This window comes from Bryocella elongata, assembly GCF_900108185.1.
GTDB lineage: Bacteria > Acidobacteriota > Terriglobia > Terriglobales > Acidobacteriaceae > Granulicella > Granulicella elongata.
The window spans coordinates 286,407-310,513 of record NZ_FNVA01000006.1 but is presented as its reverse complement, the minus strand read 5'-3'; the positions used below and the strand labels follow the sequence as shown (position 1 = coordinate 310,513).

General features: G+C 62.4%; 16 protein-coding genes. 8 read left to right on the top strand and 8 right to left on the bottom strand.

What is annotated here, in order from left to right; translation table 11 throughout:
* The first annotated feature begins 1 nt into the window (after window position 1).
* Window positions 2–1,120 (top strand): sugar kinase, encoded by a 1,119-nt coding sequence (locus C4S68_RS17300; RefSeq protein ID WP_103934345.1) that lies wholly within the window; start codon window positions 2–4, stop codon window positions 1,118–1,120.
* 85 nt (window positions 1,121–1,205) lie between these two features.
* Window positions 1,206–1,880, top strand: a complete 675-nt coding sequence (locus C4S68_RS17295) for a bifunctional 4-hydroxy-2-oxoglutarate aldolase/2-dehydro-3-deoxy-phosphogluconate aldolase (protein WP_235011677.1) — start codon at window positions 1,206–1,208, stop codon at window positions 1,878–1,880.
* Between the two features lie 6 nt (window positions 1,881–1,886).
* Here C4S68_RS17295 and C4S68_RS17290 read toward each other — a convergent pair whose 3' ends face one another.
* The 4 genes from C4S68_RS17290 to C4S68_RS17275 all read right to left on the bottom strand — a co-directional run bounded on the left by C4S68_RS17290 (window position 1,887) and on the right by C4S68_RS17275 (window position 9,039).
* The gene (locus tag C4S68_RS17290; RefSeq protein ID WP_103934344.1) at window positions 1,887–2,873 is read right to left on the bottom strand and encodes an alginate lyase family protein; all 987 of its coding nucleotides are present in this window, start codon (window positions 2,871–2,873) and stop codon (window positions 1,887–1,889) included.
* 193 nt (window positions 2,874–3,066) lie between these two features.
* Window positions 3,067–4,557, bottom strand: a complete 1,491-nt coding sequence (locus C4S68_RS17285) for an efflux transporter outer membrane subunit (RefSeq protein ID WP_235011676.1) — start codon at window positions 4,555–4,557, stop codon at window positions 3,067–3,069.
* Window positions 4,557–5,819: an efflux RND transporter periplasmic adaptor subunit gene (locus C4S68_RS17280; RefSeq protein WP_103934343.1), complete on the bottom strand. Its 1,263-nt coding sequence runs from the start codon at window positions 5,817–5,819 to the stop codon at window positions 4,557–4,559. The genes C4S68_RS17285 and C4S68_RS17280 overlap by 1 nt, the downstream gene beginning before the upstream one ends.
* 40 nt (window positions 5,820–5,859) lie before the next feature.
* On the bottom strand, window positions 5,860–9,039 hold the full coding sequence (locus C4S68_RS17275; protein WP_103934342.1) for an efflux RND transporter permease subunit: 3,180 nt from the start codon (window positions 9,037–9,039) through the stop codon (window positions 5,860–5,862).
* 117 nt (window positions 9,040–9,156) lie between these two features.
* Here C4S68_RS17275 and C4S68_RS17270 point away from each other — a divergent pair, with 117 nt between their 5' ends.
* The gene (locus C4S68_RS17270) at window positions 9,157–10,065 is read left to right on the top strand and encodes a LysR family transcriptional regulator (protein WP_103934341.1); all 909 of its coding nucleotides are present in this window, start codon (window positions 9,157–9,159) and stop codon (window positions 10,063–10,065) included.
* Window positions 10,066–10,157: 92 nt separating this feature from the next.
* On the opposite strand, the gene C4S68_RS17265 is transcribed toward C4S68_RS17270, so the two are convergent.
* A complete protein-coding gene (locus C4S68_RS17265) occupies window positions 10,158–14,063 on the bottom strand; it encodes a TonB-dependent receptor (protein WP_235011675.1) in 3,906 nt (1,301 codons plus the stop codon).
* 539 nt (window positions 14,064–14,602) lie between these two features.
* On the opposite strand from C4S68_RS17265, the gene C4S68_RS17260 reads away from it, so the two are divergent.
* The 4 genes from C4S68_RS17260 (at window position 14,603) to tdh (ending at window position 18,411) form a co-directional block, all read left to right on the top strand.
* Window positions 14,603–15,463 carry a fumarylacetoacetate hydrolase family protein gene (locus tag C4S68_RS17260; RefSeq protein ID WP_235011674.1) on the top strand — a complete coding sequence of 287 codons (861 nt, stop codon included), beginning with the start codon at window positions 14,603–14,605 and terminating at the stop codon, window positions 15,461–15,463.
* Window positions 15,464–15,588: 125 nt separating this feature from the next.
* Window positions 15,589–16,413 carry an amidohydrolase family protein gene (locus C4S68_RS17255; RefSeq protein ID WP_103934340.1) on the top strand — a complete coding sequence of 275 codons (825 nt, stop codon included), beginning with the start codon at window positions 15,589–15,591 and terminating at the stop codon, window positions 16,411–16,413.
* 115 nt (window positions 16,414–16,528) lie between these two features.
* On the top strand, window positions 16,529–17,230 hold the full coding sequence (locus tag C4S68_RS17250; RefSeq protein ID WP_103934339.1) for a MarC family protein: 702 nt from the start codon (window positions 16,529–16,531) through the stop codon (window positions 17,228–17,230).
* Window positions 17,231–17,373: 143 nt separating this feature from the next.
* Window positions 17,374–18,411 (top strand): L-threonine 3-dehydrogenase, encoded by a 1,038-nt coding sequence (tdh, locus tag C4S68_RS17245; RefSeq protein ID WP_103934338.1) that lies wholly within the window; start codon window positions 17,374–17,376, stop codon window positions 18,409–18,411.
* Between the two features lie 168 nt (window positions 18,412–18,579).
* Here tdh and C4S68_RS17240 read toward each other — a convergent pair whose 3' ends face one another.
* The 3 genes from C4S68_RS17240 to C4S68_RS17230 all read right to left on the bottom strand — a co-directional run bounded on the left by C4S68_RS17240 (window position 18,580) and on the right by C4S68_RS17230 (window position 22,917).
* Window positions 18,580–18,807 (bottom strand): hypothetical protein, encoded by a 228-nt coding sequence (locus C4S68_RS17240; protein ID WP_103934337.1) that lies wholly within the window; start codon window positions 18,805–18,807, stop codon window positions 18,580–18,582.
* A gap of 18 nt (window positions 18,808–18,825) precedes the next feature.
* Entirely contained in the window at window positions 18,826–20,694 is a 1,869-nt protein-coding gene (locus C4S68_RS17235) for a phospholipase D-like domain-containing protein (protein WP_103934336.1), read from the bottom strand.
* Between the two features lie 264 nt (window positions 20,695–20,958).
* Complete coding sequence (locus C4S68_RS17230; RefSeq protein WP_103934335.1) at window positions 20,959–22,917, bottom strand: CocE/NonD family hydrolase; 1,959 nt, start codon at window positions 22,915–22,917, stop codon at window positions 20,959–20,961.
* Window positions 22,918–23,124: 207 nt separating this feature from the next.
* Here C4S68_RS17230 and C4S68_RS17225 point away from each other — a divergent pair, with 207 nt between their 5' ends.
* On the top strand, window positions 23,125–24,069 hold the full coding sequence (locus C4S68_RS17225) for a vWA domain-containing protein (RefSeq protein WP_103934334.1): 945 nt from the start codon (window positions 23,125–23,127) through the stop codon (window positions 24,067–24,069).
* Window positions 24,070–24,107 lie beyond the last annotated feature (38 nt).

Below are 24,107 nucleotides of genomic sequence, written 5' to 3'. Positions count from 1 at the left end.
CATGACCGATCTGAACCGCGCCGGCCTCAACCTCCGCCCCGCCACAGATACCCGCTGGGACCTCGTCTCCCTCGGCGAGGTCATGCTGCGCTTCGATCCCGGCGACACGCGCATCTCCCGCACCCGCAGCTTCAACGTCTGGGAAGGCGGCGGCGAATACAACGTCGCCCGCGCCCTGCGGCGGTGCTTCGCGCAGCGCACCGCCCTCGTCACCGCGCTGGTCGACAACCCCGTCGGCCGCCTCATCGAAGACCTCATGCTGCAGGGCGGCGTCGACCAGTCGCACGTCCTCTGGCGCGACTTCGACGGCATCGGTCGGGCTGCGCGCAACGGCGTCTACTTCCTCGAGCGCGGCTTCGGCGTCCGCGGCGGCATGGGCATGATGGACCGCGGCGCTACCGCGATCTCCCAGCTCAAGCCCGGCGACGTGAACTGGGATGAGATCTTCAGACGGCCCGGAGACGGCGGGGAAGGCGCACGCTGGTTCCACACCGGCGGCATCATGGCCGCACTCTCCGAAGACTCCACCGCCCTCGTCCTCGAGGCCATGCAGGCCGCCCAGCGCCACGGCGCCATCGTCAGCTTCGACGGCAACTACCGCCCATCGCTCTGGAAGTCGCGCGGCGGCCGCCAGGGCTCCGTCGACGTCAACCGCGCCCTCATGCCCTTCGTCGATGTCCTCTTCGGCCACGAGGGCGACGTCGCCGCCACGCTCGGCGAAAGCTCACATCACCCCGCAGCCCACACCCTCGAAACCTTCGCACCGATGGGCCGGCGCGTCACCGCCGAGTTTCCGCACCTCAAGGTCATCGCCATGAGCTCGCGCAAAGCCGTCTCCGCCAGCCGCAACGAGTGGACCGGCTTCCTCTTCGCCGAGGGCCACGCGCACCAGGGCATCACCTTCCCCGACCTCGAAATCTTCGACCGCGTCGGCGGTGGCGATGGCTTCGCCGCCGGCGTCATCTACGGCCTCATGCAGGGCAAAGGCCCTCAGTGGGCGGTCGACGCCGGCATCGCCCACGGAGCCCTCGTCATGACCACCCCCGGCGACTCCTCCATGGCCTCACTCCCTGAAGTCGAACGCCTCATGCAGGGCGGCAGCGCAGCCACGCAACGTTGACCAACTCGAAACTCGCGCCCCGGAACTCGAAACTCATTCGCAATCTTTTTCCGTCCTTAAGGACAACGTCACCAAGGAACCCACCATGTACGCCTCCATGAACAAGCACCAGGTCCTCGACGCCATGCAGCAGATCGGCCTCGTCCCCGTCCTCCGCGCCTCCAGCGAAGACCAGGCCCTCGCCCTCGCCGAGGCCATCGCCGACGGCGGCGTGAAGTGCCTCGAGGTCACCATGACCGTCCCCGGCGCCATCAACGTCATCAAGCGCCTCATCAAGGACCGCCCCGACATCCTCGTCGGCGCAGGCACCGTACTCGATCCCGAAGCCGCACGCGCCTGCCTCGCCGAAGGCGCAAAGTTCATCGTCAGCCCCGCGCTCAACCTCGACACCATCGCGCTCTGCAACCGCGAAGGCATCGCCGTCCTTCCCGGCTCGCTCACGCCCACCGAGATCCTCACCGCGTGGAACGCCGGTGCGGACGTTGTGAAGGTCTTCCCCGCTTCGGCCATGGGCGGAGCGAAGTACATCGCCTCCCTCAAGGCCCCGCTCCCGCACATCAAGATGATCCCCACCGGCGGCGTCTCGCTCGAGACCGCGCATACCTTCCTCCACGCCGGTGCCTTCGCTCTCGGCGTCGGTGCGGACCTCGTCGATGCCAAGGCCCTCAGCGCAGGCGAAGCCCACAAGATCACCGCCACCGCGAAGAAGTACCTCGAGATCATCGCGGAGTTCCAGGCCAGCCAAAAACCCGCCAACTAGCTCACATCAGAGTCCATGCGCCGCACGAGTCACCCACAACAGCGGCTCCCGAATAGGCACACTCGCCGCCAACACACCCGGCACCTCCGCGGGCTCCGACTTCCACAGCTCCACATACTCCGGCCGGTTGTACGCCCTTCCGCAGAAGAGCAGTCCGGGCCTCCGCAGCGGCACCGAGCGAAAGTACTGCGCGTCCGCCACGGCGCTCCACGTCGCAAGGTCATTGATCCTCGGATAGAGCCACGCCACAACCACACGCAGCCCCGGCCCATCCATCAGCTCCATGTCCCACAGCTTGTCGAACGGCGTCGAGAGCAGCTGGCACGCCCCCATCAGCAGATCGAAGTGCAGCAGCGTATTCCGCAGCGGATTCGGGCTCGCAATCTCCTCCGGAAACGTCCCATCTGCCGACACCTGCTTGCGCAGCGCCTGACGAAACCACCGCCGCGCCGCAATCAACGCCGTCTCATCCTGCAGCAGGCGAGCAAATGCCGCCGACTCCAGCAGCCACGCGGCTCCCCGCAGATCGCTCCTCTCGCGCGCCAGCATCGCCTCATGGTCGGTCTGCAGATACTCCTGCGCGTCCTTGAAGGCGGCCTTCAACGCCGAGAGCGTGTCGCCATCCAGGAAGTCCACCAGGAAGCGCAATGCCACCGCGACCTCAGCCAGCGGAATCAACCCCACCACGCCCAGCTTTGCAGGGGCAGCAAGCTTCGTTGCCGATGCCAGCAGCCACGTGTTCAGCAGCTCGCGAGCGCGCCCCGCATAAGCTTCATCGCTCGTCAGGACAAACGCCGCCGTCAGCACCGCTACCCTGGCCGAGAACTCGATTGCATTCTTCGGATCGACATCGAGGACGGCCTCCGCCAGCACGCGCGCCCGTTCGATCGCAGCCACGCTCTCCATTGCCGACTGCCCCATCATGCTGCGCGCAGCGATAGCCGCCGCCATCGACTGCACACAGAACGTTCGGCGTGTCAGAGACAAAGCCATGCGCAAGAGCCTAGCACGATGCGAGATGCGAGATGCGAGATGCGAGATGCGAGATGCGAGATGCGAGATGCGACGGTAACACTAGCAGCTCCCTGCCCGGAACTCGAAACTCGATTAGACTTTTACCGCACCCGCGACACATAGCAAAGGGACGAGCCGAAGCCCGTCCCTTTCGCCGATTCGCAGTCGCGCGTTACTGCGGAGGAAGCTGCGAGCGATCCCACCCACCACCCAGAGCAAGGATCAGGCTCACGGTGCCCGTCATGCGACGGCGCAGGATATCGATCTCATTCACTTCGTTGTTCAGGGCCGTCGTCTGCGCGGTGATCACTTGGAGGTATGTATCCACACCACCCACGTAGCGGTTGTTGAAGATGCGCTCCGACTCCTGTGCCGACAACGTCGCGTCATGCTGTTGCGCCGCTTCATCCGTCAACGTATGCAGCGCGACAAGGTTATCTTCCACCTGCTGGAAACCCGTGAGCACCGTCTGCTTGTACGCCGCAGAGTTGCGATCGAACAGCGCATACGCTTCATCGCGAATACCCTTGCGACGGCCACCATCGAAGAAGGTGAACGCAATGCCAGGCCCGAGGGAGTACACGGCATTCGCCGGGGAGAACAGCGAGTTTACCGCCGCAGTCGACGCATACCCCAGCGCGCCGGTGAGCAGCACCGAAGGATAGAACGCCGCCTCGGCAACACCTACAGCCTCATTGCCTTCCGCCGCGCGGCGCTCGGCCGCTGCAATATCCGGGCGACGCTCCAGCAGCTCCGACGGAAGCCCCGGAGGAATGACCGGAGGCGCCGCGCTCGTCGGCAGCGGTGAATCCGGAATGGTCAGTTCCGCCGGAGACTTCCCGATCAGGTTCGCAATCGCGTGCTCATACTGCGCACGCTGGATATGTACGTTCGTCGCCAACACCTTCGCAGCAGAGAGCTGCGTCTGTGCCTGAGTCACATCGCTCTTCGGCGAGACACCGCCATTGAAGCGATTCGTGGTGATCCGCAGAGCTTCCTGGTACTGCACCACCGTGGCATCGAGCAGGTGCGCCAGGCTGTCAGAGGTGCGCAGCTGCAGATAATCCGATGCCAGCGTGGCCTGCAGCGAGAGCAGGATGTTCACACGGTCCGCAGCCGAAGCCTGGGTCTCTTCCCGCCCGGCGGCGATGTTCTTCCGCACCTGGCCCCACAGGTCGACCTGGTAGTTCAGCTCCACCGGGTACTGCGTCGTCGATCCGGTTACCGGAAACGATGGCGCTGCGTTGAAGTAAGGCGACTGCGAAAAACGCTGCGAACCCACCGCGGGATCGATACCAAAGGTAGGAAAGCGATCGGCGTTGCGAACCTTCACCTCTGCTTCGGCAGCTCGCATATTCGCGTCCGCCTGCTTCAGTGTCTGGTTTGCGGTCTCGACCTGCGGCTCCAGCGCATTCAACTGCGCATCGTTGAAGACGGTCCACCAGGCTCCGCGCGGCATGGCGTCGTTGGGCTGCCCGGGCTTCCAGGTCGAGTCGCTCTTGTACTCCGCTGGCAACGCCTCTTTGAATGCAGGCGGCGCAGGCACAGCGGGCACCGTGTACTTCGGCCCCACGTTGCATCCGGCGAGCACCAGCGGCAGCGCAGCCATCGCTGCGTACCGCACCAGCCTGCTACGGCCCTCGAGTTTGCGTTCGTCCCGCATCACTTCACCGCCGGCCGGTTGGAGACCTGCACCGCGGCTCCTTCAGCGAGCGAGTCCGAGGGATTGAGGATCACCAGGTCATTCGCCGTGACGCCTAACGCCACGTCCACGTTCTTGCCATTGTCGTGACCGATCACGACCGGCTGCAGATGCACCTTGCCATCACGAACAAGTCCTACACGCAAGCCCTCCGAGCGGAACAGCAACGTATTCGACGGTATAGAAAGCATGCGCTCCGACTGCGGGATCTTGAAGTGCGCGAAGACATACGCTCCGGGCAGCAGCTTCCCATCCGGGTTGTCGATGTCCACTTCAACGTTCAACGTCCGCGAGTTCATATCGATGGCATTCGAGTTGCGCGCCACGATGCCGACGAACTCCTTGCCCGGATACTCATCCAGCGTCAGCATTGCCTTTGAACCATTCTTGATGACCGGAGCGTAGACCTCAGGTACCGGAACGAACACGCGTAGCTTATCCACGGAAGCGATGCGATACAGCTCCTTCGCGGCACCGCTCGTGGTCGGCGAACCCGCGTCGATCAGGTCGCCGATATCGGTATTGCGTTCCGTCACGACGCCGGAATACGGTGCATACACCTTCTCGAACGAGACCAGCTGCTGCAACCGCCGCACCGTCGCCATGGAGGCATCCACAGCGGCTTCCTTTGCAGCGGCACCCGATACCGCAACATCCGTCTCCTGCTTGGAGACGGAGTCCTGCTTGAGCAGGTTCTGGTAACGCTCCGAGGTTGTCTTCGCCAGCGCCAGGTCGGCTTGTGCACTCTTCAGATTCGCCTGGGCCACCTGCAGCTGCTCATCCAGTTCCGGCGTCTCAATGGTCGCCATCAGCTGGCCCTTCTTCACGCGCTGCCCGATGTCCACGTACCACTGCTTCAGGTAGCCGCTCGTACGGGCATAGATCGGTGTGTCGTCGAAGGCCTGCGTGTTGCCAGGCAGTGAGACATCCGAACCCGTATCCGCGACCGTCGGGTGGGTCACATTCACGGACAGCACAGCGCTCGCATTCGTACTCTCTTCCAGGCGGTGCTCATCGTGCCCACGCCGGATGATGCCATATGCCAGCGCCACTGCCAGCAGCAACGCAACCAGCCCGAGCCCAACCCACACCCCACCCGGCAGCGAGCGATCCGGTGCGGGCAGCGCATGTCCGGGGTCCGGGTGCGGAGGAAAATGCGGTGTCGAGCCCTCAGGGTTTCCGCTCGACGGATGGGTAGCTTCTGTATTCATGTCGCCTGCCATCTTCAAAATCTCCAGCCTCTTTCAGGCTCTCGTAATGCCGCTACGCGTGTGCGTGTTCCTGCTCAGTTTCATTCTTCCTGGCTGGCTGCACCTTGCTCGAACCATGCAGCAGTGCGAACACCGCGGGAACAAAGATCAACGTTGCTACGGTTGCCAGCGACAGACCGCCGATCACAGCGCGCCCCAGCGGCGCGTTCTGCTCGCCACCTTCACCAAGACCGAGCGCCATCGGGATCATGCCGATGATCATCGCCAGCGCCGTCATGACGACAGGCCGGAAGCGTGTCATGCCTGCATCCACCGCCGAGCGAATCGCGTCCCCGGTGTCGTTCAGCCGGTCCTTGGCAAAGGACACCACCAGGATCGAGTTGGCCGTAGCCACGCCCATGCACATGATGGCGCCCATCAGCGCAGGAACCGAAAGTGTCGTATGCGTCAGGAACAGGAACAGGATAATGCCCGCCAGCGCTGCGGGCAGCGCCGTGATGATGATGAACGGATCGAGCCAGCTCTGGAAGTTCACCACGATCAGCAGGTACACCAGCACGATGGCAAAGAGCAGACCAAACAACAGGCCCACATACGAATCGCGCATCGTTGATACCTGTCCACGCATCGTGACGAAGTTACCCGTCGCCAGCCTGGGCTTGTTCCTCGCCATGATCTTCTCTACATCCTTGGCGACGGCACCGAGATCACGGTCCTGCACCCCGGCGTAGATATCCAGCACGCGACGGATGTTGTAGTGCGAGATGATCGGCATCTCCGATCCCGGGGTGATCTTCGCAACGTCCGCCATGATCTCCGGAGTCTTCCCGTTGGGCGAGCTCACCGGGATATTCTCCAGGTCCTGCACCGACTGCACCTGGTACTGCGGCGTCTCCGCCACAATCGGGTATGTCACACCATTCTTCGGATTCAGGAAGAACATCGGTGAGAGCTGCGAGGAGCCCGAAAGCTCGTTCAGCATGGAGCTGCCTACGTCTGCCTCCGAGTAACCGCCCTGCTGCGCCTTCGTACGGTCCACCGCAATGTTCAGCGTTGGATAATCCGCCGGCTGCTGCACGCGCGCATCCACGATACCGGGGACATGCCGAAGATCATTAAGGATACTGTTCGCCACCTTGCGATTGCCCGAATCATCCGTTCCATCGATCTGAATGTCGAGCGGCGCCGGCAGACCGAAGTTCAGAATCTGCGTCACGATGTCAGATGGAAGGAAGTAGAACGTGATGTCTGGGAACTCGCGCGGGAGCTTCGAGCGTAGCTCGCGAACAAAGTCCGCGGTCGGTTGATGGTCTTCCTTCAGCGACACCATGATGTCCGCATCCCCTGCACCAAACAGACCGCTCGTCGCATGCTGCGTGTTCAGGGTCGAGTACGGAAGACCAATGTTGTCAAGGATGTTATCCATCTGCGCGGAAGGAATCGTCTCGCGAATCGCCTGCTCGACAAGATCGCACTGGCGAGCCGTCTCTTCGATTCGCGTGCCGGTCTTCACGCGCACGTGAAGGATGAACGCTCCATTGTCCGACTGCGGGAAGAAGTTCTGGCCAAGGAACGGAATCAGGAGTGTGCATAGAAGGCAGCATCCCACGAAGAACGGGATGAACAGCTTCCGCGCAGCGACGACGCGCTCCAGCAGCGCAACATAAAACGTGCGTACGCGCTCGAACAGCCGTTCGAAGGCGCGTTGAAAGCGGGCGAAGAGGTTCTGAGACGGAGCTGCATGATGCTCGTGCGTCTTCAGCAGGTACATCGCCAGCGTGGGCACCAGAGTTCGCGAGAGCATGTAAGACGCCAGCATCGCGAAAACCACGGCCTCTGCCAGAGGTACGAACAGGTACCGCGCCACACCCGAGAGGAAGAACATCGGCATGAACACAATGCAGATGCAGAGCGTGGACACAAGCGCCGGAACGGAGATCTGCGCAGCGCCTTCCAGAATGGCAGTATTGAGCTCGTTACCTTCCTCGAGATAACGCTCGATGTTCTCGATCGTCACCGTCGCGTCGTCAACGAGGATTCCGACGGCCAGCGCCAGTCCGCCCAACGTCATGATGTTGATCGTCTCGCCCAGCAGGCTGAGGATGATGATCGACGTAAGGATCGACAGCGGAATCGATACCGCAATAATCAGCGTCGAGCGCCACGAACCGAGAAACAACAGGATCATCAGGCCCGTCAGCATCGCGGCGATGACAGCCTCGCGCACCACGCCCGTGATCGATCCGCGAACGAAGATCGACTGATCTCCAATCGGAGTAATCTTCATATCCGGCTGGTTCACGATCTGCCGGATTCGCGGAAGGCTTGAAAGTACGGACTTCACCACGTCCAGCGTCGACGCATTGCCGGACTTGAGCACCGAGATCAGCACGCCGCGGCGACCGTCCTGGCGCACAATGTTCGTCTGCGGAATGCTCGAGTCCGTGATGGTCGCAACGTCACGAACGTACACCATCGCCCCGCCCACCTGGCGGATCGGGAGGCGCGAGAGCTCCTCGATCGTAGCTGGCGAAGAGTTGAGCTTCACGTCGTACTCGAACTCACCAATCTTCACCGTCCCGCCCGGCTCAACGATGTTCTGCCGCGCCATCGCCTGCAGCACGTCGACCGGAGAGAGATGCTTCGCCTGCATCCGGCCCGGATCCAGCAGGATCATGATCGTGCGCTGCTTACCGCCATACACGTTCGGGAGCACAGCACCGCGAATGGTAGCCAGCTGCGGACGAAACTGGTTGCTCCCGATATCGTTCAACTGCTGCTCGGACAGACTCTTGCCCGAAAGGCCCAGCTGAAGAATCGGCACGCTCGATGCGGAGAAGTTGATGATCTGCGGCGGGAGAATGCCAGGAGGCAATTGCTTCAGCAGATACTGCGACGCCGAGGATACCTGCGCATTCGCGCGATCCAGCGACGCGCCCGGCTGCAGGTAGATCTTGATGATCGCCTGCCCCGTCATCGTCGTCGACTCAACATGCTCGATGTTGTCGACCAGCGTCGTCAGGGCCTTCTCGTAAGGCGTCGTAAGACGGCCTTCGAGTTCTTCCGCGTTCAATCCCGTGTACTGCCAGGCGATCGACACCACGGGGATATCGATCGACGGGAAGATGTCGGTCGGCGTGCGCAGGATAACGACCGGCGCTGCGATCAGGATCAGGATAGCCAGCACGATGAACGTGTATGGCCGATTCAGAGCTAGACGAACGATCCCCATACGTTTGAACCCCGCCGTGCGAAGGCTGAGATGTTAAGTATGACTCGAGATTGACCTACAGGTTGCGCAGTTTCTTCCGTAATATAGCATCGGTATTTCCGATACACTGATTCTCGCATGGAACTACGCCATCTACGCTACTTTCAAGCCGTCGCCGAGTTCGGTTCGATGACCGCCGCCGCCCGTCGCCTGCACGTCTCGCAGTCCGCCGTGAGCGAACAGATGGCAGACCTCGAGAGCACAGTGGGTGCAGCACTCTTTGACCGCTCCGGTCGCAGTATTCAACTCACGCCGCAAGGCCGGGTTTTTCTCGATGAAGCGCGCAAGACGCTCGACGCCGCCCAGCGCGCCATTGATCTCACCCGCCTCTCGCAAAAGGGCGAGTTCGGAACGCTCAGCGTTGGGTTCTTCCTATGGGGCGCAGGTGGATTCTTTCCCCGCATCATCCGCGAATATCGCCGCCGGCGCCCGGGCACGCGCCTCGCACTCATCGATATGCACGCCTCCGAGCAGCAGATCGCCCTGGAAGAAGGCCGCCTCGACGTTGGACTGACGCGCCCGCTCGAACCACCGTTCACCCGCACCCTCCAGTCTGAGCTGCTTTATCGCGACCCCATCGTCGCCGTCGTTCGCCCCGATCACAAGTTCGCCGATCGACGGGTGCACGTGAAGCAGCTCGCGGAAGAGCCGCTGGTGTTGTGCGATCGCAAAGCCAACTCGCCGCTCTTCGATGGTGTTCTCGCTCTTTGCGCGGCGGAAGGCTTCTCACCGCGCATCGTCAACACCTCTCCGACGTGGTCCGGCGTCCTCACACTCGTTGAGGCGGGTGAAGGTGTAGCGCTCGTGCCCGCTGGCGTTCGTCATCTAAGGGCGAAGGGCCTCGCCTTCAGCGAACTCACGCCAAACACCCTCTCAATCGGCCTCGCGGTGGCGTGGAATCCCAACAACCACAGCGCCGCGCTCGAGGACTTCCTCGCTCTGCTCCGCGAGCAGAGGGCGCGCATCCAGAAGAGCGGCGGCGACTAACAAACCGCCGACAATCAGCCAAACGCGAAACGCTCCAACCTTGCAAAGCTTCGCAAGGTTGGAGCGTTTCGCATTTTGCATTGCTATCTGACTTAGAACATGAAGCTCAGCGACATCTGGATCTGACGCGGGCTGCCGATGGTGTGCGAGACGATGCCCAAGCCACCGGGGCAGTTGTAGAAGCTGGTGTTGGTCTGCTGCCCCTGTGCGTTGCAACCCGTCGGCAATGGAGTCTGCCCCGCCGCCGGGAATGCGTTGTAGCCCGCGTTCTGAGAGACCTCGTTCCCAGGAACGTCGAAGCTCGCACTGTTGGTCAGGTTGTAGACATCGAAGGTATAGCGGAGGTTGTAGCGATCACCGAAGCGCGTCTCTTTCACGATCGAGGCATCAGCGCGGCGCTGAAACGCCTGCTTGAAGATATTGCGCTGCCCCTTCGTAAAGCCCGTCTCGTAAGGATCGTTCGACGGAATGCCGTTGCTCGAGTTAGGCGTCAGCAGCGGCAGCGTGAAGCACGAAGCCTTCAACGCTGTATCGCCGAATGCACCGGACAAGCCAGTCCTGGCGCTCTTCGGCGTGCATCCGCTCGCCAGCGGAACAATCGGATTTGTGATGCCATCCGAGGTTGAGTAGTAGATCGAACCGACGGCACCTGAGAAGTCGATCACGCTGTACGGTTGACCGCTCTGCAGCACCGTAAGTCCCACCAGCGACCAACCATTGGCGAAGTAACGGCCAAAGCTGTTGTCGTGGATCAGATCCGGGGCACGGAAGACGTAGTTGAAATTCAGCACGTGAGTGCGGTCAAAGTCGGCGGACGCATAACCATCGCGCAGGTTTAGCGGGTTGTTGCCGTTATAGAAAAGGCCCAGACCGCTCTGCTCGTCGAGGGCATGCGAGTAAGTGTACGAGGCGCCCACCTGCACACCGTGGCTCATCCGCTTCTCCACGTGAGCATTCAGCGCGTTGTATTGATCCACACCGGCCGCCTTGTAGGAGATCGACTCCGCCGCGTATCCCACGTACGGCACGCGATGGTCCACGTTGCCGCCTTCGTAGTCCGCATCGTACGGTTGGCCATTCGGCAGATTCACGCCACCTACGTTGTAGCCGTAGCTGTAGATCTCACCGTGGATCGGGGCCGAAGCATTCGCAAGGCCGGGCTGGTTGAACGGTACCGGGATCACCTGGTGACGGCCGAGGTTGCCCACATAGCCGATGTCGATCGCCAGGTCGTTGCGAGGCTGCCACTGGATGTCCAGCGTGTAGTTGTACGTGTACGGCAGCTTGTTCTTACGGTCGTAGACGCCGAGGGAAATCGGCTGTCCTCCGTTGCTGATCGCGTCCAGGTTGGGAAGGTACTTGGCAAGATCCGAGGCCTTCGGGCTTGTCGATACAGGATTGCTGATCGCTTGACCGTACGGATTTTCCAGGTTGCCGTTCACAGGATCCGGGGGAGCCACCGGTGGGCCGTAACCGCCGCCGCCGCCGCAAGTCGGAATGTAGTAGCTATAAAGACTTCCCTGCGTGCAGGTCGAAGAAGTCACGAACGGCAGCTGCTGATTCACACCAAACGGACCACCCGTCACTGTACCGATCGCGTAGCCCGGGGAGAAGTAGGTAAACAGCTCACCTCGGTCGTAGTACATGCCGAAGCCTGAGCGAACCACCAGCTTGTTATGGAAGACCTCAGGCTGCCACGCTGCACCTACGCGCGGGCCGATGCCCCACTGCCGGCCCGTCAGTGTCGTGTTGCTTACACCCGAGGTGCCGTTGGTGTTGTTGCCGGCAATAATGAAGCCGGGATTCGTAATCGTGTCGGAGCCGCTGTTGTAGCTGTAAAGCGAAGGATCGAAGTTGAACAGGCGACCATACTTCTCGCTCAGGCCACCGTCCCAGTCGTAACGGAGGCCGGCAGTCAGCGACAACGTAGGCGTCACCTGGAACTTATCCTGTACATACGTGCCCACCTGGTTCGCGCGGTAGTAACGATTCGCGTTCCCCTGCAGGAAGCTGGTGACATAGAAGCCCGTCGAGGCGCTTCCCGGAGTAACGTATCCCTGCGCGAACGCAGAAAAGTCATCCGTCGCCACCGTCCCGGTTCCAGTGCGGTGATCGATGGTGTTCAACTGCGTGTTGGAATACGACCCGCCAAACGTGACCGTGTGCTTGCCCAGCGTCCAGATCGCATTCGCCGAAGGCTGGAAGCGGTTCTGGAAGACGCCGGTGTTCGGCGACTGACCTTCCGCGTTCGGGCCGATGTTCAGAATCGCTGAACTCGTGCCTGCCGGCTGATAGCCGCCATAGACGTTGTAGATCGAGACACCCGGGAAATACTTCGAGTTGAACGTGTTGATCGACACGGTGCCCAGACTGCCCGCCGGAATCGACTGCGGCGTGAACGGCTGCTCATTGTCCATCCACGTCTTCTCGCGGATGAACCCGAACGTCTGTGTCGTGCTCAGGTTCGACTTCACCAGGTAGGTGTTTGTGATCGAAACCACCTGCGCGCCGCTGTCCAGATGTTCAGTAAAGCCTGGCACGCTCGAATACGCATACGGAGCCAGGGTCGGATCGTGCTGGTAGTAGTACTTCAAAGCCAGCGTGTCCTTTTTCGTCATGTTGTAGTCCAGGTTCGCCACTGCCAGGTCGGCCTTGAAACGCCCGGTACCCGGAAGGAACGCGCTGAACGGGTGCTGATAGGTCGGCGTGCTGGTCGCGTTCGGGATCAGCCACTTACCCGGCTCGCCCGGAAGCGATGGCGAGTTGAACAGCCCCAGCGCGGTCCGGTCGATATCGCCCGCCCCCAGAGACGTACCGAACGAGTTTGGATCATTCACCAGTCCGGCGAATCCCGACGCCGTGCGCGTCGTATCGCTCAGTCCGATGGGAACTGCCAGAAAGCTGTCACCGATCTCCTGGTCCGATACATGAAGATGCTGGTAGGAGACGAAGCCGAACAGCTTGTCCTTGATGATCGGTCCGCCCGCCGTTCCACCGACGATATAGCGATGCAGCTCTGGAACCTTGAGCGCGGCAGGAATGCCGGGGTCGTTCTTGAAGAAGAACGGCGCGGCATTCATCGCATCCGTGCCACGACGGCCATAGCCCGAAAAGTGATATGCGTTGGTACCAGTTGCGGTGTTGACCTCAATATGCGCACCCGAGGTCGAACCCTGCTGCGCGTCATACATCGACGCATTGACGTGCATCTCTTCCACCGTCTCCGGCGCAGGTGTAGGAATCGCGTTGCCGATCGACAGGTACACCGAAGCACTCGACTGGATCACGCCACCGCCGCCACCCGAGGTCGAAGCGCCAGTCGAGTTGATGACGCGAGCCGAGCCGACGTTCGACGTGCTCTTGCCGTTGAACAGGTTCGAGGCGTCCACACCGTTCAGCGAGAAGCTGTTCGAGGTATCGCGCTGGCCGTTCGCCCAGATCGGGGGATTGCCGAGGCCAGAGAGCGCGCCGGTGCCGGAGGGCAATTCCGCATTCACGCCGGGCGTCAGGATCGCCGCACCGAACACCGAACCTGTCGGCAGCGGGATGTTCGAGATCTGTGCCTTGTCGAGCCCATAGCCGTTCGTCGTATCCACCGCGTTTACAAGCGGCTGAAAGTCCACTTCCACAGACTCGGTGCTGCCGCCAACCTTCAGCGATACGGGCACGCTCTGAGTGCGGTCGGCCGAGACTGCGATCCCCGGATACTTCTCCGGCGCAAAGCCATCGCGTGTGAAGGTCAGCGTGTAGGTGCCGATCGGAAGATTCACCAGCGCATACGTTCCCTCTGCGTTCGAGACTGCCGTGCGCTGAAGGCCGGTCTCCTTGGAGACAGCTGTCACCGAGACGCCGGGGACAACGCTTCCCTGCGGGTCGCTGACCGTTCCCGTGATGCCGCCAAGAGTCGTTTGAGCGAGAGCGGCCGTGGCCGTCATGAAGAGCAGAAGAGTCGCGAGAGCGAAGGAACAGACTACGGACTTGCGAATGCGATCTACCACGGTGCTGCCTCCTGAAGCGTGTTGCAAAACGTCATGCGGATGCACGAATGCGGCCTGCCGCGATGCAGCGAGTCGCCCTCTTGTCCGTCTACTCGGTGCAAATCAAGAAGAAGCGCGCGAATGCGCGAAAACTCAAAGAACTGCAGGGTGATGCGTAAGGCTGGGCCCAGAGACCGTCATCCTGGATTCCGGATACACTTCGGCGCTCGCCTCCACACTTGGGTTCGGGTAAGGCTGGAAAGCACAGGACTGTGAGACAGAACTGATCTTGATGAAAAGGCTTCTACGCCCCAAAACCGCTGGAACGGGAACCAGATGTATGTGATCCGATGATCCTCAGGATATAACAATGCCGTCAAATTGCAAGCCCGCTTTGCACTCCACGTCACGTCAGCGGAGTTCCCGTTCGTCCCAGCCGCAGGACGGCAACGTCTTCTCCGCCGCCAGCCAGGCCGCGCCACTGCTATCCTCGTTACGTCCGGCGTGGCAGATAGCGTTAACTCCCCGCCGTCAAGACTCACTCTCAGGAGAACGACCCCGTGAAGTTTGTGACCTTTCAGACCGCCGATCACCCCACCGCGCGCCCCGGAGTACTGCTCGCCGAAGCTGCCGCGGAGGTCATCGCCGATCTCTCCGGCCTCTTCCCCGACACCCTCAGCATCATCGCCGGTGCTGAACCCGCGCAGGCCACGATCGAGGCTGGCCTTGCGACCTGCCCGCGCCTCCCGCTCGCCGATGCCACCCTGCTGGCGCCCATCTCCAACCCGCCGCGCATCTTCGCCATCGGCCTCAACTACGCCGAGCACGCCACCGAATCGAAGATGAAGACCCAGGCCGTCCCCACGGTCTTCCTCAAGCTTCAGTCCGGCATCGTCGGACAGGACGCCACCGTCATCCTCCCCAAGAACTCCACCGAGCCCGACTACGAAGTCGAGATGGCCGTCGTCATCGGCAAGGGCGGCTACCGCATCGCTGCCGCCGACTGGGAACAGCACGTCTTCGGCTACACCATCTGCAACGACATCTCTGCGCGCGACATCCAGCTCGCCACCACCCAGTGGACGCTCGGCAAGAGCTTCCCGACCTTCTGCCCCCTCGGCCCCGCCATCGTCACCGCCGACGAAGTCGGCGACCCCCACACCCTCGACATCTCCCTCGCCATCGACGGCGAAGTTCTCCAGAGCGCCAACACCCGCGACCTCATCTTCAAGGTCCCCGCGCTCATCGAGTACCTCTCCTCCATCTGCCCGCTCGAACCCGGCGACATCATCAGCACCGGAACCCCACAGGGCGTAGGCTTAGGCCGCGACCCGAAGCGCTGGATCAAGCCCAACGAAGAGATGGTCCTCCGCGTAGAGAAGCTCGGCGAGCTCCGCAACAAGACCGTCGCGGAGCGGTAATTGGGTGCCCCACGTCTCTCTTCTGAGACGTGGGTTCCCAGGATGTCCCAGCAGCGCCCCGCCTGCCTGTGCCACCGCCTCCCGATCTACTCGCTACTCACTGACCTCTACTCACTGCCCTCCCTATGACCATCGACGCCCACCACCACCTCTGGCGCTACACCCAGGCGGAATACGGCTGGATCGACGACTCCATGGCCGTCCTCCGCCGCGACTTCCTTCCCACTGACCTCGACCACGAACTCGCTGCAGCGAACATCGACGGCGCGGTCGCCGTGCAGGCCCGCCAGACCCTCAAGGAGACCCGCTGGCTCCTCGACCTCGCGCGCACCTGCCCCGCCATGCGCGGCGTCGTCGGCTGGCTGCCCCTCGCCGACAGTCACATCGAAGCCCTCCTCGACGCCTTCATCGACGACCCCAAACTAAAGGGCCTCCGCCACGTCGTGCAGGCCGAGCCCGCCGGCTTCCTCGACGATCCCGCCTTCAACCGCGGCATCTCCGCCCTCGCTTCACACTCCCTCGTCTACGACATCCTCATCTTCGAGCGCCAACTCGAAGAGACGATCCGCTTCGTCGATCGCCATCCCAAGCAGTCCTTCGTGCTTGACCACATCGCGAAGCCCCGCATCGCCGCCGCCGAGCTCGAACCCTGGCGCGCGAACGTACTCGAGCTCGCAAAGCGCGAGAACGTCACCTGCAAGATCTCCGGCCTCGTCACGGAAGCTGACTGGGCCACCTGGACCCCCGACTCTCTGCAGCCGTATCTCGACACCGTCCTCGAAGCCTTCGGCCCCTCCCGCCTGATGGCCGGCTCCGACTGGCCCGTCTGCCTCGTAGCCTCCAGCTACACCCGCTGGTGGGATACCCTGCGCAACTACTGCGCCGGCCTCAGCGAAACGGAACAAGCCGCAATCTTCGGCGAGACCGCCACCCGCATCTACAACCTCTAGCCTCTGGCATCTGGCACACTGAGATCTGGGTTCTGTCGGTTCCCATGTCAGCTACGGACGTGTCCGCCATGCCGGAACCCAACATCCAACAACCGACATCCAACACCCTGCACCCATGGAACTCCCGCAAACACTCCAGATCTGGACCACCTTTCTGCTCGCCTTCACGGCGCTGCTGCCGCTCATCAATCCCCTCGGCACCTCGCTGGTCTTCCTCGGCCTCGCGGGGGAAGCGCCGCCCGACGTCTATCGCCGCGTCGCCCGCCGCATCGCCATCAACAACCTCATCTTCCTCGCGGTCGTCGAACTCCTCGGCGCGGCCATCCTCAACTTCTTCGGCCTCTCGCTGCCCATCGTGCAGCTCTCCGGCGGCCTCGTCATCGCCACCATCGGCTGGTCCACCCTCAACGGCGCCGACACCTCCACCCCCGCCGGCAAGCGCAAAGAAGCCGGCGAGCCCTCCAGCGACGCCACCGAGCGTGCGCTCATGTCCAAGGCCTTCTACCCCTTCACCTTCCCTGTTACCTCCGGCCCCGGCACCCTCGTTGTCATGCTCACGCTCACCGCGCACATCTCCAACCAATCGCTGAGCAACAAGGTCTTCGGCCACATCGGCATCTTTGCCGCCGCCGCCATCATGAGCCTGCTGGTCTATCTCTGCTACGCCTACGCTGTGCGCCTCACGAAGGCCGTCTCCCAGACGACAGCCCACGGCATGCTGCGCGTCATGGCGTTCATCCTCCTCTGCATCGGCGTGCAGATCGCGTGGAACGGCCTATCCGTCCTTCTGAAGGCAATCCTCCCCACGCATCTCTGATCCCCGCCACCTCATAGCATTGCGCTGGTCCCTGGGTAGCCCACCCGCCCCCACGACATATCTCGATCTTCCGAGTACGCTGGAAGCGGCACGTCGCATCCGGCGGCCTAACCACGCAATCCGGCGCGCAGGAGATCAGTCCCTTGAAGGCACTCGTCAAAGCAAAGGCAGAACGCGGACTCTGGCTCGAAGACATTCCCGAGCCCACCATCGGCATCAACGACGTCCTCATCCGCGTCCGCTACACCGGCATCTGCGGCACCGACGTCCACATCTACCAGTGGGATGAGTGGGCGCAAAAAACCATCCCCGTCCCCATGGCCATCGGCCATGAGTTCGTCGGTGAGATCGTCAAGGTCGGATCCAACGTCAACGACTTCTTCCCCGGCGACATCGTCTCCGGCGAAGGCCACGTCGTCTGCGGCCGCTGTCGCAACTGCCTCGCCGGCCGCCGCCACCTCTGCGCCCACACGCTCGGCGTCGGCGTGAACCGCCCCGGTGCCTTCGCCGAATACATCGCGCTCCCCATGACCAACATCTGGCGGCACCATCCCGGCATCGACCAGGAAGTCGCCGCCATCTTCGACCCCTTCGGCAACGCCGTCCACACCGCGCTCAGCTTTCCCATCCTCGGCGAAGATGTCCTCATCACCGGCGCAGGTCCCATCGGGATCATGGCCATCCCCGTGGTGCGCCACGCCGGCGCACGCCACGTCGTCGTCACCGACATGAACCCCTACCGCCTCGACCTCGCGCGCAGGATGGGAGCCACCCTCGCCGTGAGCCCCAAGGACACCACCCTCGGCGAGGTCCAGAAGCAGCTCGGCATGACCGAAGGCTTCGACGTCGGCCTCGAGATGTCCGGCAGCCCCCAGGCACTCGCCGACATGATCGCCAACATGAGCCACGGCGGCAAGATCGCCATCCTCGGCATCCCCGCCACGCCCGGCCCGCTCGACATGCGAGCCATCATCTTCAACATGCTCACGCTCAAAGGCATCTACGGCCGCGAGATGTACGAGACCTGGTACAAGATGTCCGTCATGCTCGAAAGCGGCGTGGACATCAAGCCCATCATCACCCACCGCTTCGCCTACAACGACTTCGAACAGGGCTTCGCTGCGATGATGTCCGGCAACACTGGCAAGGTCGTCCTCGACTGGACCAGCCTCATCGCCTGAGCCTCTCTTCACAGCTCATAGCTCAACACCTCATCGCTCTACAGGACCCATCAACCATCCCGCGAAGAAACCTTCCTCGCACCTCGAAACCTGAAGACCTCGCACCTCTACAGCAAGCGCCACTCGTCGCCGCACGGAGTTCGCGAAGCGCTTCTGGTCCGTCGAGCTTCACCCAAACAGCTTCCGCTCCATCGCATGCAGGTCGCCGTCATTCCAGTACCGCGCCGACCAGGCATCGTCCGTCGCCAGGTAGAGCTGAGCCTGCGTCGCCGCCTGCAGCTTCGACGTCGGCTGCGACGTCAGCGCCGAAGCCGCACTGGAAGCGGCAGCGGATGACGCCTTCGCAGGAGCTTTCTTCGCAGCGGTCTTCTTCACCGCAACCTTCTTCGTAGCCATGGCAACCCTCCTCTGCGCCTAGCGCGAGCCCTTCTTCGCAACAGCCTTCTTCGTGGCCGCCTTCTTCGCAGCGCTCTTCTTCACCGCGCTCTTCTTGGGAGCCGACTTCGCTGTCGCCGTCTTCTTCGCGACCACCTTCTTCGTTGCGCTCTTTGCCTTCGCAGCGCCCGGCGAAGCCGCATCGGTCGACACCGTCGTCACGCCGCTCTTTGTCTTCGCCACCCTGTACTTATCCAGGAAGTCGTAGTGATCCACCAGCAACAACGCCTCGATCGCAAACGCCGTCGCCACATCCGCATCATGGATCTGCAGCAGGTTATCGCCGTTCTGGTTCTCGCCACCCGTCGCAAGGTTCGACGACCCGCAATACACCACCGGGTCCTTGCAATTCAGCCCGCACACCACAAACTTGTCGTGGATCTCATGCCCCGGAGGCGACGGCAGCTGATCGAACGGAGGCGGCAACGTCACGCTGCCCGGCTTGCCCGTCACCAGCACCCCCGTCGCGGAACCCGGCGCGTACAAGTACGTTCCTGAAGGAGCATCCGAGATGCCATAGCTGAACAGCGTCGTCTTTCCATGGATCGCATCCAGCGCGTTGTAGACCGGCGTATTGCTGCCCGTCAGCTGCATCACCGCGAACATCACGCTACCACCCTCCGTGGCAGCCTCAGCGTTGATCCGGTCCGCGATGCCGCCAAGGATCGTCGTCACGTCGCTCGTCGTATGCGGCGAGAACGTCACACTCATCTTCGGCAGCCCCACGCCCGACGGCGCAAATGGCTTCGTTGCAAAGCTCGTCGCCGCAAACGCATTCGATGCCGTCGCGCTGGGCGTCTTTGTCCCCTTCAAAATCCCCCAGCTCCCCTCGAATACCTGCTCGTAGTAGCCCGCGACCGTCGCATCGTCAAACACCAGCACGTGATTCGCATTCACATACAGCCCCGTGATCGAGAAGTTCGTCGACCCCGTCAGCACCTTCACCGCCGCGCCGTTCTTCTTCACAATGAAGATCTTGTCGTGCGAGTAGCGATCGAAGCATCCCCGCACCAGCTCCGCCGGCGCCTTCGCCTGCGCCGTAAACAGCCCCGCAAACGCCGTCTCCGGAGTCGACCCCATATGCAGCGATGCATTGTCCAGAATCATCCGCACCCGTCCCTGCTTGGCCAGCGTCAGCATCGCCGACACCACGTCCGGCTCGTTGAAGTCGTACGCAAACACATCCAGCGTCAGCGTGCTGTCCTTCACCACCGCATCCAGCAGAGCGAAGATCTGCACCCGCGCCGTCCAGCCCAGCCACGCATACTCATCCGCAAACGTAAACGCGTTGCCCGTCGGGTCCGTGCCCGCCTGCTGCGTCGTGTCGAACTGCAGCGGCTTGCCCTTCGGCTCCAGCAGCGCGGACTTCGTGAAGTTGTGTACGAACGCCTCCGACTGCATGTAGCCACGCGTGAATCCCAACGCCAGCGAGCCCTTCACAAACGGCCCCACCGCCACCGTCACGCTCGCGCTCTGCGTCGTGTCCAGCGGCAGCATCCGCGCGTTCGCATCGAAGTGCCGCGGCGTCACCGTGTACGTGTACTTGCCCGTCACCGGCTGCGTCCCCTGGTGCGATGACCCTGGCACATGCACCCAACGGTACTTCTGGATCGGCGCATTCACCGTTGAGTTCGCAGGTTCCGTCGCAATCTGCGCGTGGTCGGTTGGGTCCTGAAACTGTAGCTCGTTGAACAGGTAGAAAGCCGCGCTGCCCGGCGGCTGGCACTGGATCGTAAACCCGGCCAGCGCCGCGGGCTGCGCGCTGAAGTTGAAGGCAAGCAGCGTCTTGAAATCGCCCACATAAGCCTTCAGCGTGAAGCTGCCCTTCGTTCCTGCAATGACGGCCATCAGTCCTCCTCTGCTCAGCAGATGATCCCGGATGCAATCGAAAGCAGGCGAAGTCTAGCACGGCCCCATCAACAGCGCAGCGTGCGTTCCGTTCCCGGTTCTATTTCGGAAAGGTGGCCCCCGATCCACGCAAAACCTCGCCCCTCGATACCTGACGACCTCACACCTCTACAGCCATAACGGGGTTCGCACAACGCAATGGTCTCCGAAACGCGGAAGGCCCGGCAACCGCCGGGCCCTCACCACGCAGCAACAAACAGGGCCCTACTTTTGCACCACCATCAGCTCCACCCCACTCGCCGCGCCCGCCTGGTGATACACCGTCTCCGTCGCCTTCTTATAGTCTTCCGGCTTCGCCTTGTAGATATCCATGAAGACCTGCGGATTGCGATCGATCAGCGGGAACCACGTGCTCTGGATCTGCACCATGATCCGGTGGCCCTTCAGGAACGTGTGGTTCACGTCCTGCATCGTGAAGTCCACCGCCGTCATCTTGCCCGGCGTCAGCGCCTCGGGCTTCTCCCATGAGTTACGGAACTTCGCGCGCATCGGCTCGCCGCGCACCATCATCTCGTAGCCGGCCATCAACACCGGCGGAGCATCCAGCACCCGCTTGCCCACCTTCTCCGCATCCGGGTCCTTATAGTTCTCCGGATACACATCGATCAGCTTCACCACAAAGTCCGCATCCGTGCCCGTGCTCGCGATCTTCAGCTTCGGCGATACCGGCCCCGCCACCGTCACATCCTCGGTCAGCGGAGCCGTCTCATACGTCAGCACATCCGGCCGCGTCGACGCGAACCTCTGATCCTCATCCATGTAACGCTGCGGGACATCGCCTTCGGTCGGATACGGCACAAACGGCACCGGCTTCGCCGGATCGCTTACATACTCATCCTTGCTCACGATAGCCTTCGGCGCGCTCCACCCCAGCCCGCCATCGGCCTGCAGGTACAGCATCTTCGCCTTCGCACTCGGCGGAGGCCACGCCGCATACTGCCGCCACACATTGCTTCCCGTCTCAAACACCGTAGCCTTCGCCAGCGGAGTCCACTCCGCATCCTTCAGATAGTGCGCGAAGAATGGCGCCTCAATATGCGACCGGTAGTACACCGCCGTATCGCCACCAAACTTGATGTCGCCCAGGCTCGCGCCCGTGCTGCGAGCCCATCCGCCATGCACCCACGGGCCTTCCACAAGCGTGTTTGCCTTGGCCTCCGGGCTCAGCTTGTCGATCGCATGGAACGTAATCACCGGGCCCGCAAGGTCCTCCGCGTCGAACCACCCGCCCACTTCCATCACCGCCGCCTTCACGCCGTGCATGTGCTCGCGCATGTCGCGCGCCTTCCAGTACGCGTCGAAGGTGTCATGCACCGCCTGGTCGTGAAAGAGAAAGTTCGTATTCCCCTCCGCTGAATCCAGCCGCTGCAGCGTGCCCATCTTCAGGTAGTACGCGTACATATCCTTCGGGTTGAACTCAAACTTGTTCTCCGGCTCCTTCGTCAGAGGGTTCTTCTGCGGGCTGAAGAACGCCGCATAGAAGCTGTGGTTCGCATCCAGCATGAACGCCCCGCCGTGATACGAATCGTCTCCGCGAAACAGGTCCATCATCGGAGCCTGCGGGCTCGCCGCCTTGATCGCCGGATGGCTGTCGATGATGCTCGCCGACGTATAGAAACCCGGGTAGCTGATGCCCATGATGCCCACGCGCCCGTTGTTGCCAGCAACGTTCTTCAGCAGCCACTCCACCGTGTCGTACATGTCGGTGGACTCATCAATCCCCTTGCCGTCCTTCGGCGGAGTCATCTCCACCCAGTGGCCTTCGCTGTCCCAGCGGCCACGCACATCCTGGCACACCAGGATGTACCCCGACTTCAGCATGTCCATGTTGCTGGTCACACGCGGCTCGACGTTCGCATTGTCGTAGTTGCCGCAGCTGTAAGGCGTCCGCGTCATCAGGAACGGATACGGCCCCTTGTCGGCAAACTCGCTCGCGATCGGCGTGTACACCACGGTGTACATCTTCACCCCGTCACGCGCCGGCACTCGGTACTCATGCTTCGCGTAGTGCGTCTTGTAGAACTCCGTCATCGCTGCGCGTTGCTGCTGCGGGGTCGGTGCGGGGGCGGGAGCGGATGGACTGCCCTGCTGGCCCTGCGCTCCCCAAGCGCCCGCAACCAATCCCACGAAACCCACCGCCTCACGCCAGTTCCAGATCCGCATTCGTCTCTCCAGTTAAAGCTTCTTCGGATTGTAGCGGCACCCGACGGCTCTCTCTCTGCCATACTGTTGCCGATGCTTTGCTTCCGACATAGCGGTCCAGTTCTGCTCTTACTCACGCTTCTTGGAACGAGCGCACACGCACAGGAACCAGCGCCACCGGAACAGGCCGACCCGCATCCCTACACGCTGCACGTCTATGCAAATCGAATGCAGGTTGCCGCGCTCGTGCTGAATGAGAACGCGGAGAACATCGCCGGGGTCACCGCTGACAAGTTCAACATCTCCATTGACAGCGGTCCGCGCTTCCATCCAACGCGAACCCGCGTGGAAGGTGACGACCCAGTTAGCCTCGCCATCCTTCTTGACGACGACGGCTCGGACCGTGACCTGATGAAAGCCGTCACCGCTGAGCTTCCCGTCTTTGCGCGAACCGCCCTGCTTCCTGACGACCGCATCTCCGTCTACGCCGTCGACTGCAATCTCATCGGCTCAGCCAACCGAGCCCACGCTACCCCCGAGGTGATGGAGAAGAGCATCGCTTCCGCGCTCGCCTACCCGACCCTGCACCAGCCCAACGGACGGCACTGCGGATCCAAAGTGAAGCTGTGGGACACCGTAACGACCGTCCTGGCGCGGATGTCGACCTCGCCGGAACGTCGCGTTCTGCTGGTCGTCTCGTCCGGAGGCGATGCTGGCAGCAGCATATCGCCAGAACACCTCGCGCTCCGCGCAGGGAGCCTGGGCGTGGCCGTATTCTCCATAGCCAGCAACACGCAGACGGTGTTCGACCCGCACGTCCGAAGTCTCCTCGCGACTGGGCTCCGCGCTCTGCCCGCGAGCGCCGGCATGAGCTACATCACCTCCTCCAACGGAGGCATGATCTTCTCCATCGACCCAAGCCAGGTGCGCTCCACGCTGGAGCACTTCGCCAGGCTGCTGCGAACTCGCTACATCGTGGAATTCCCCACGCCCGACGAGGGCGGAGCCGGCGACCACAACCTCTCCATCGAAGTTCCGAGGGCCTTCGAGGTCCTCGCCACCGGGGACAGCTGGAACGACCTCGACCAGTCCGTACGGGACGACCCCAGCACCGTCCACGGGAGCGCTTCGCCCACCGTCATGGGAAAGAAACGCCCCGCCGCACCCAGGTAGCGCCTCCTTTCGGCAGGTGCGCGCCTGCGCCTCTGCAA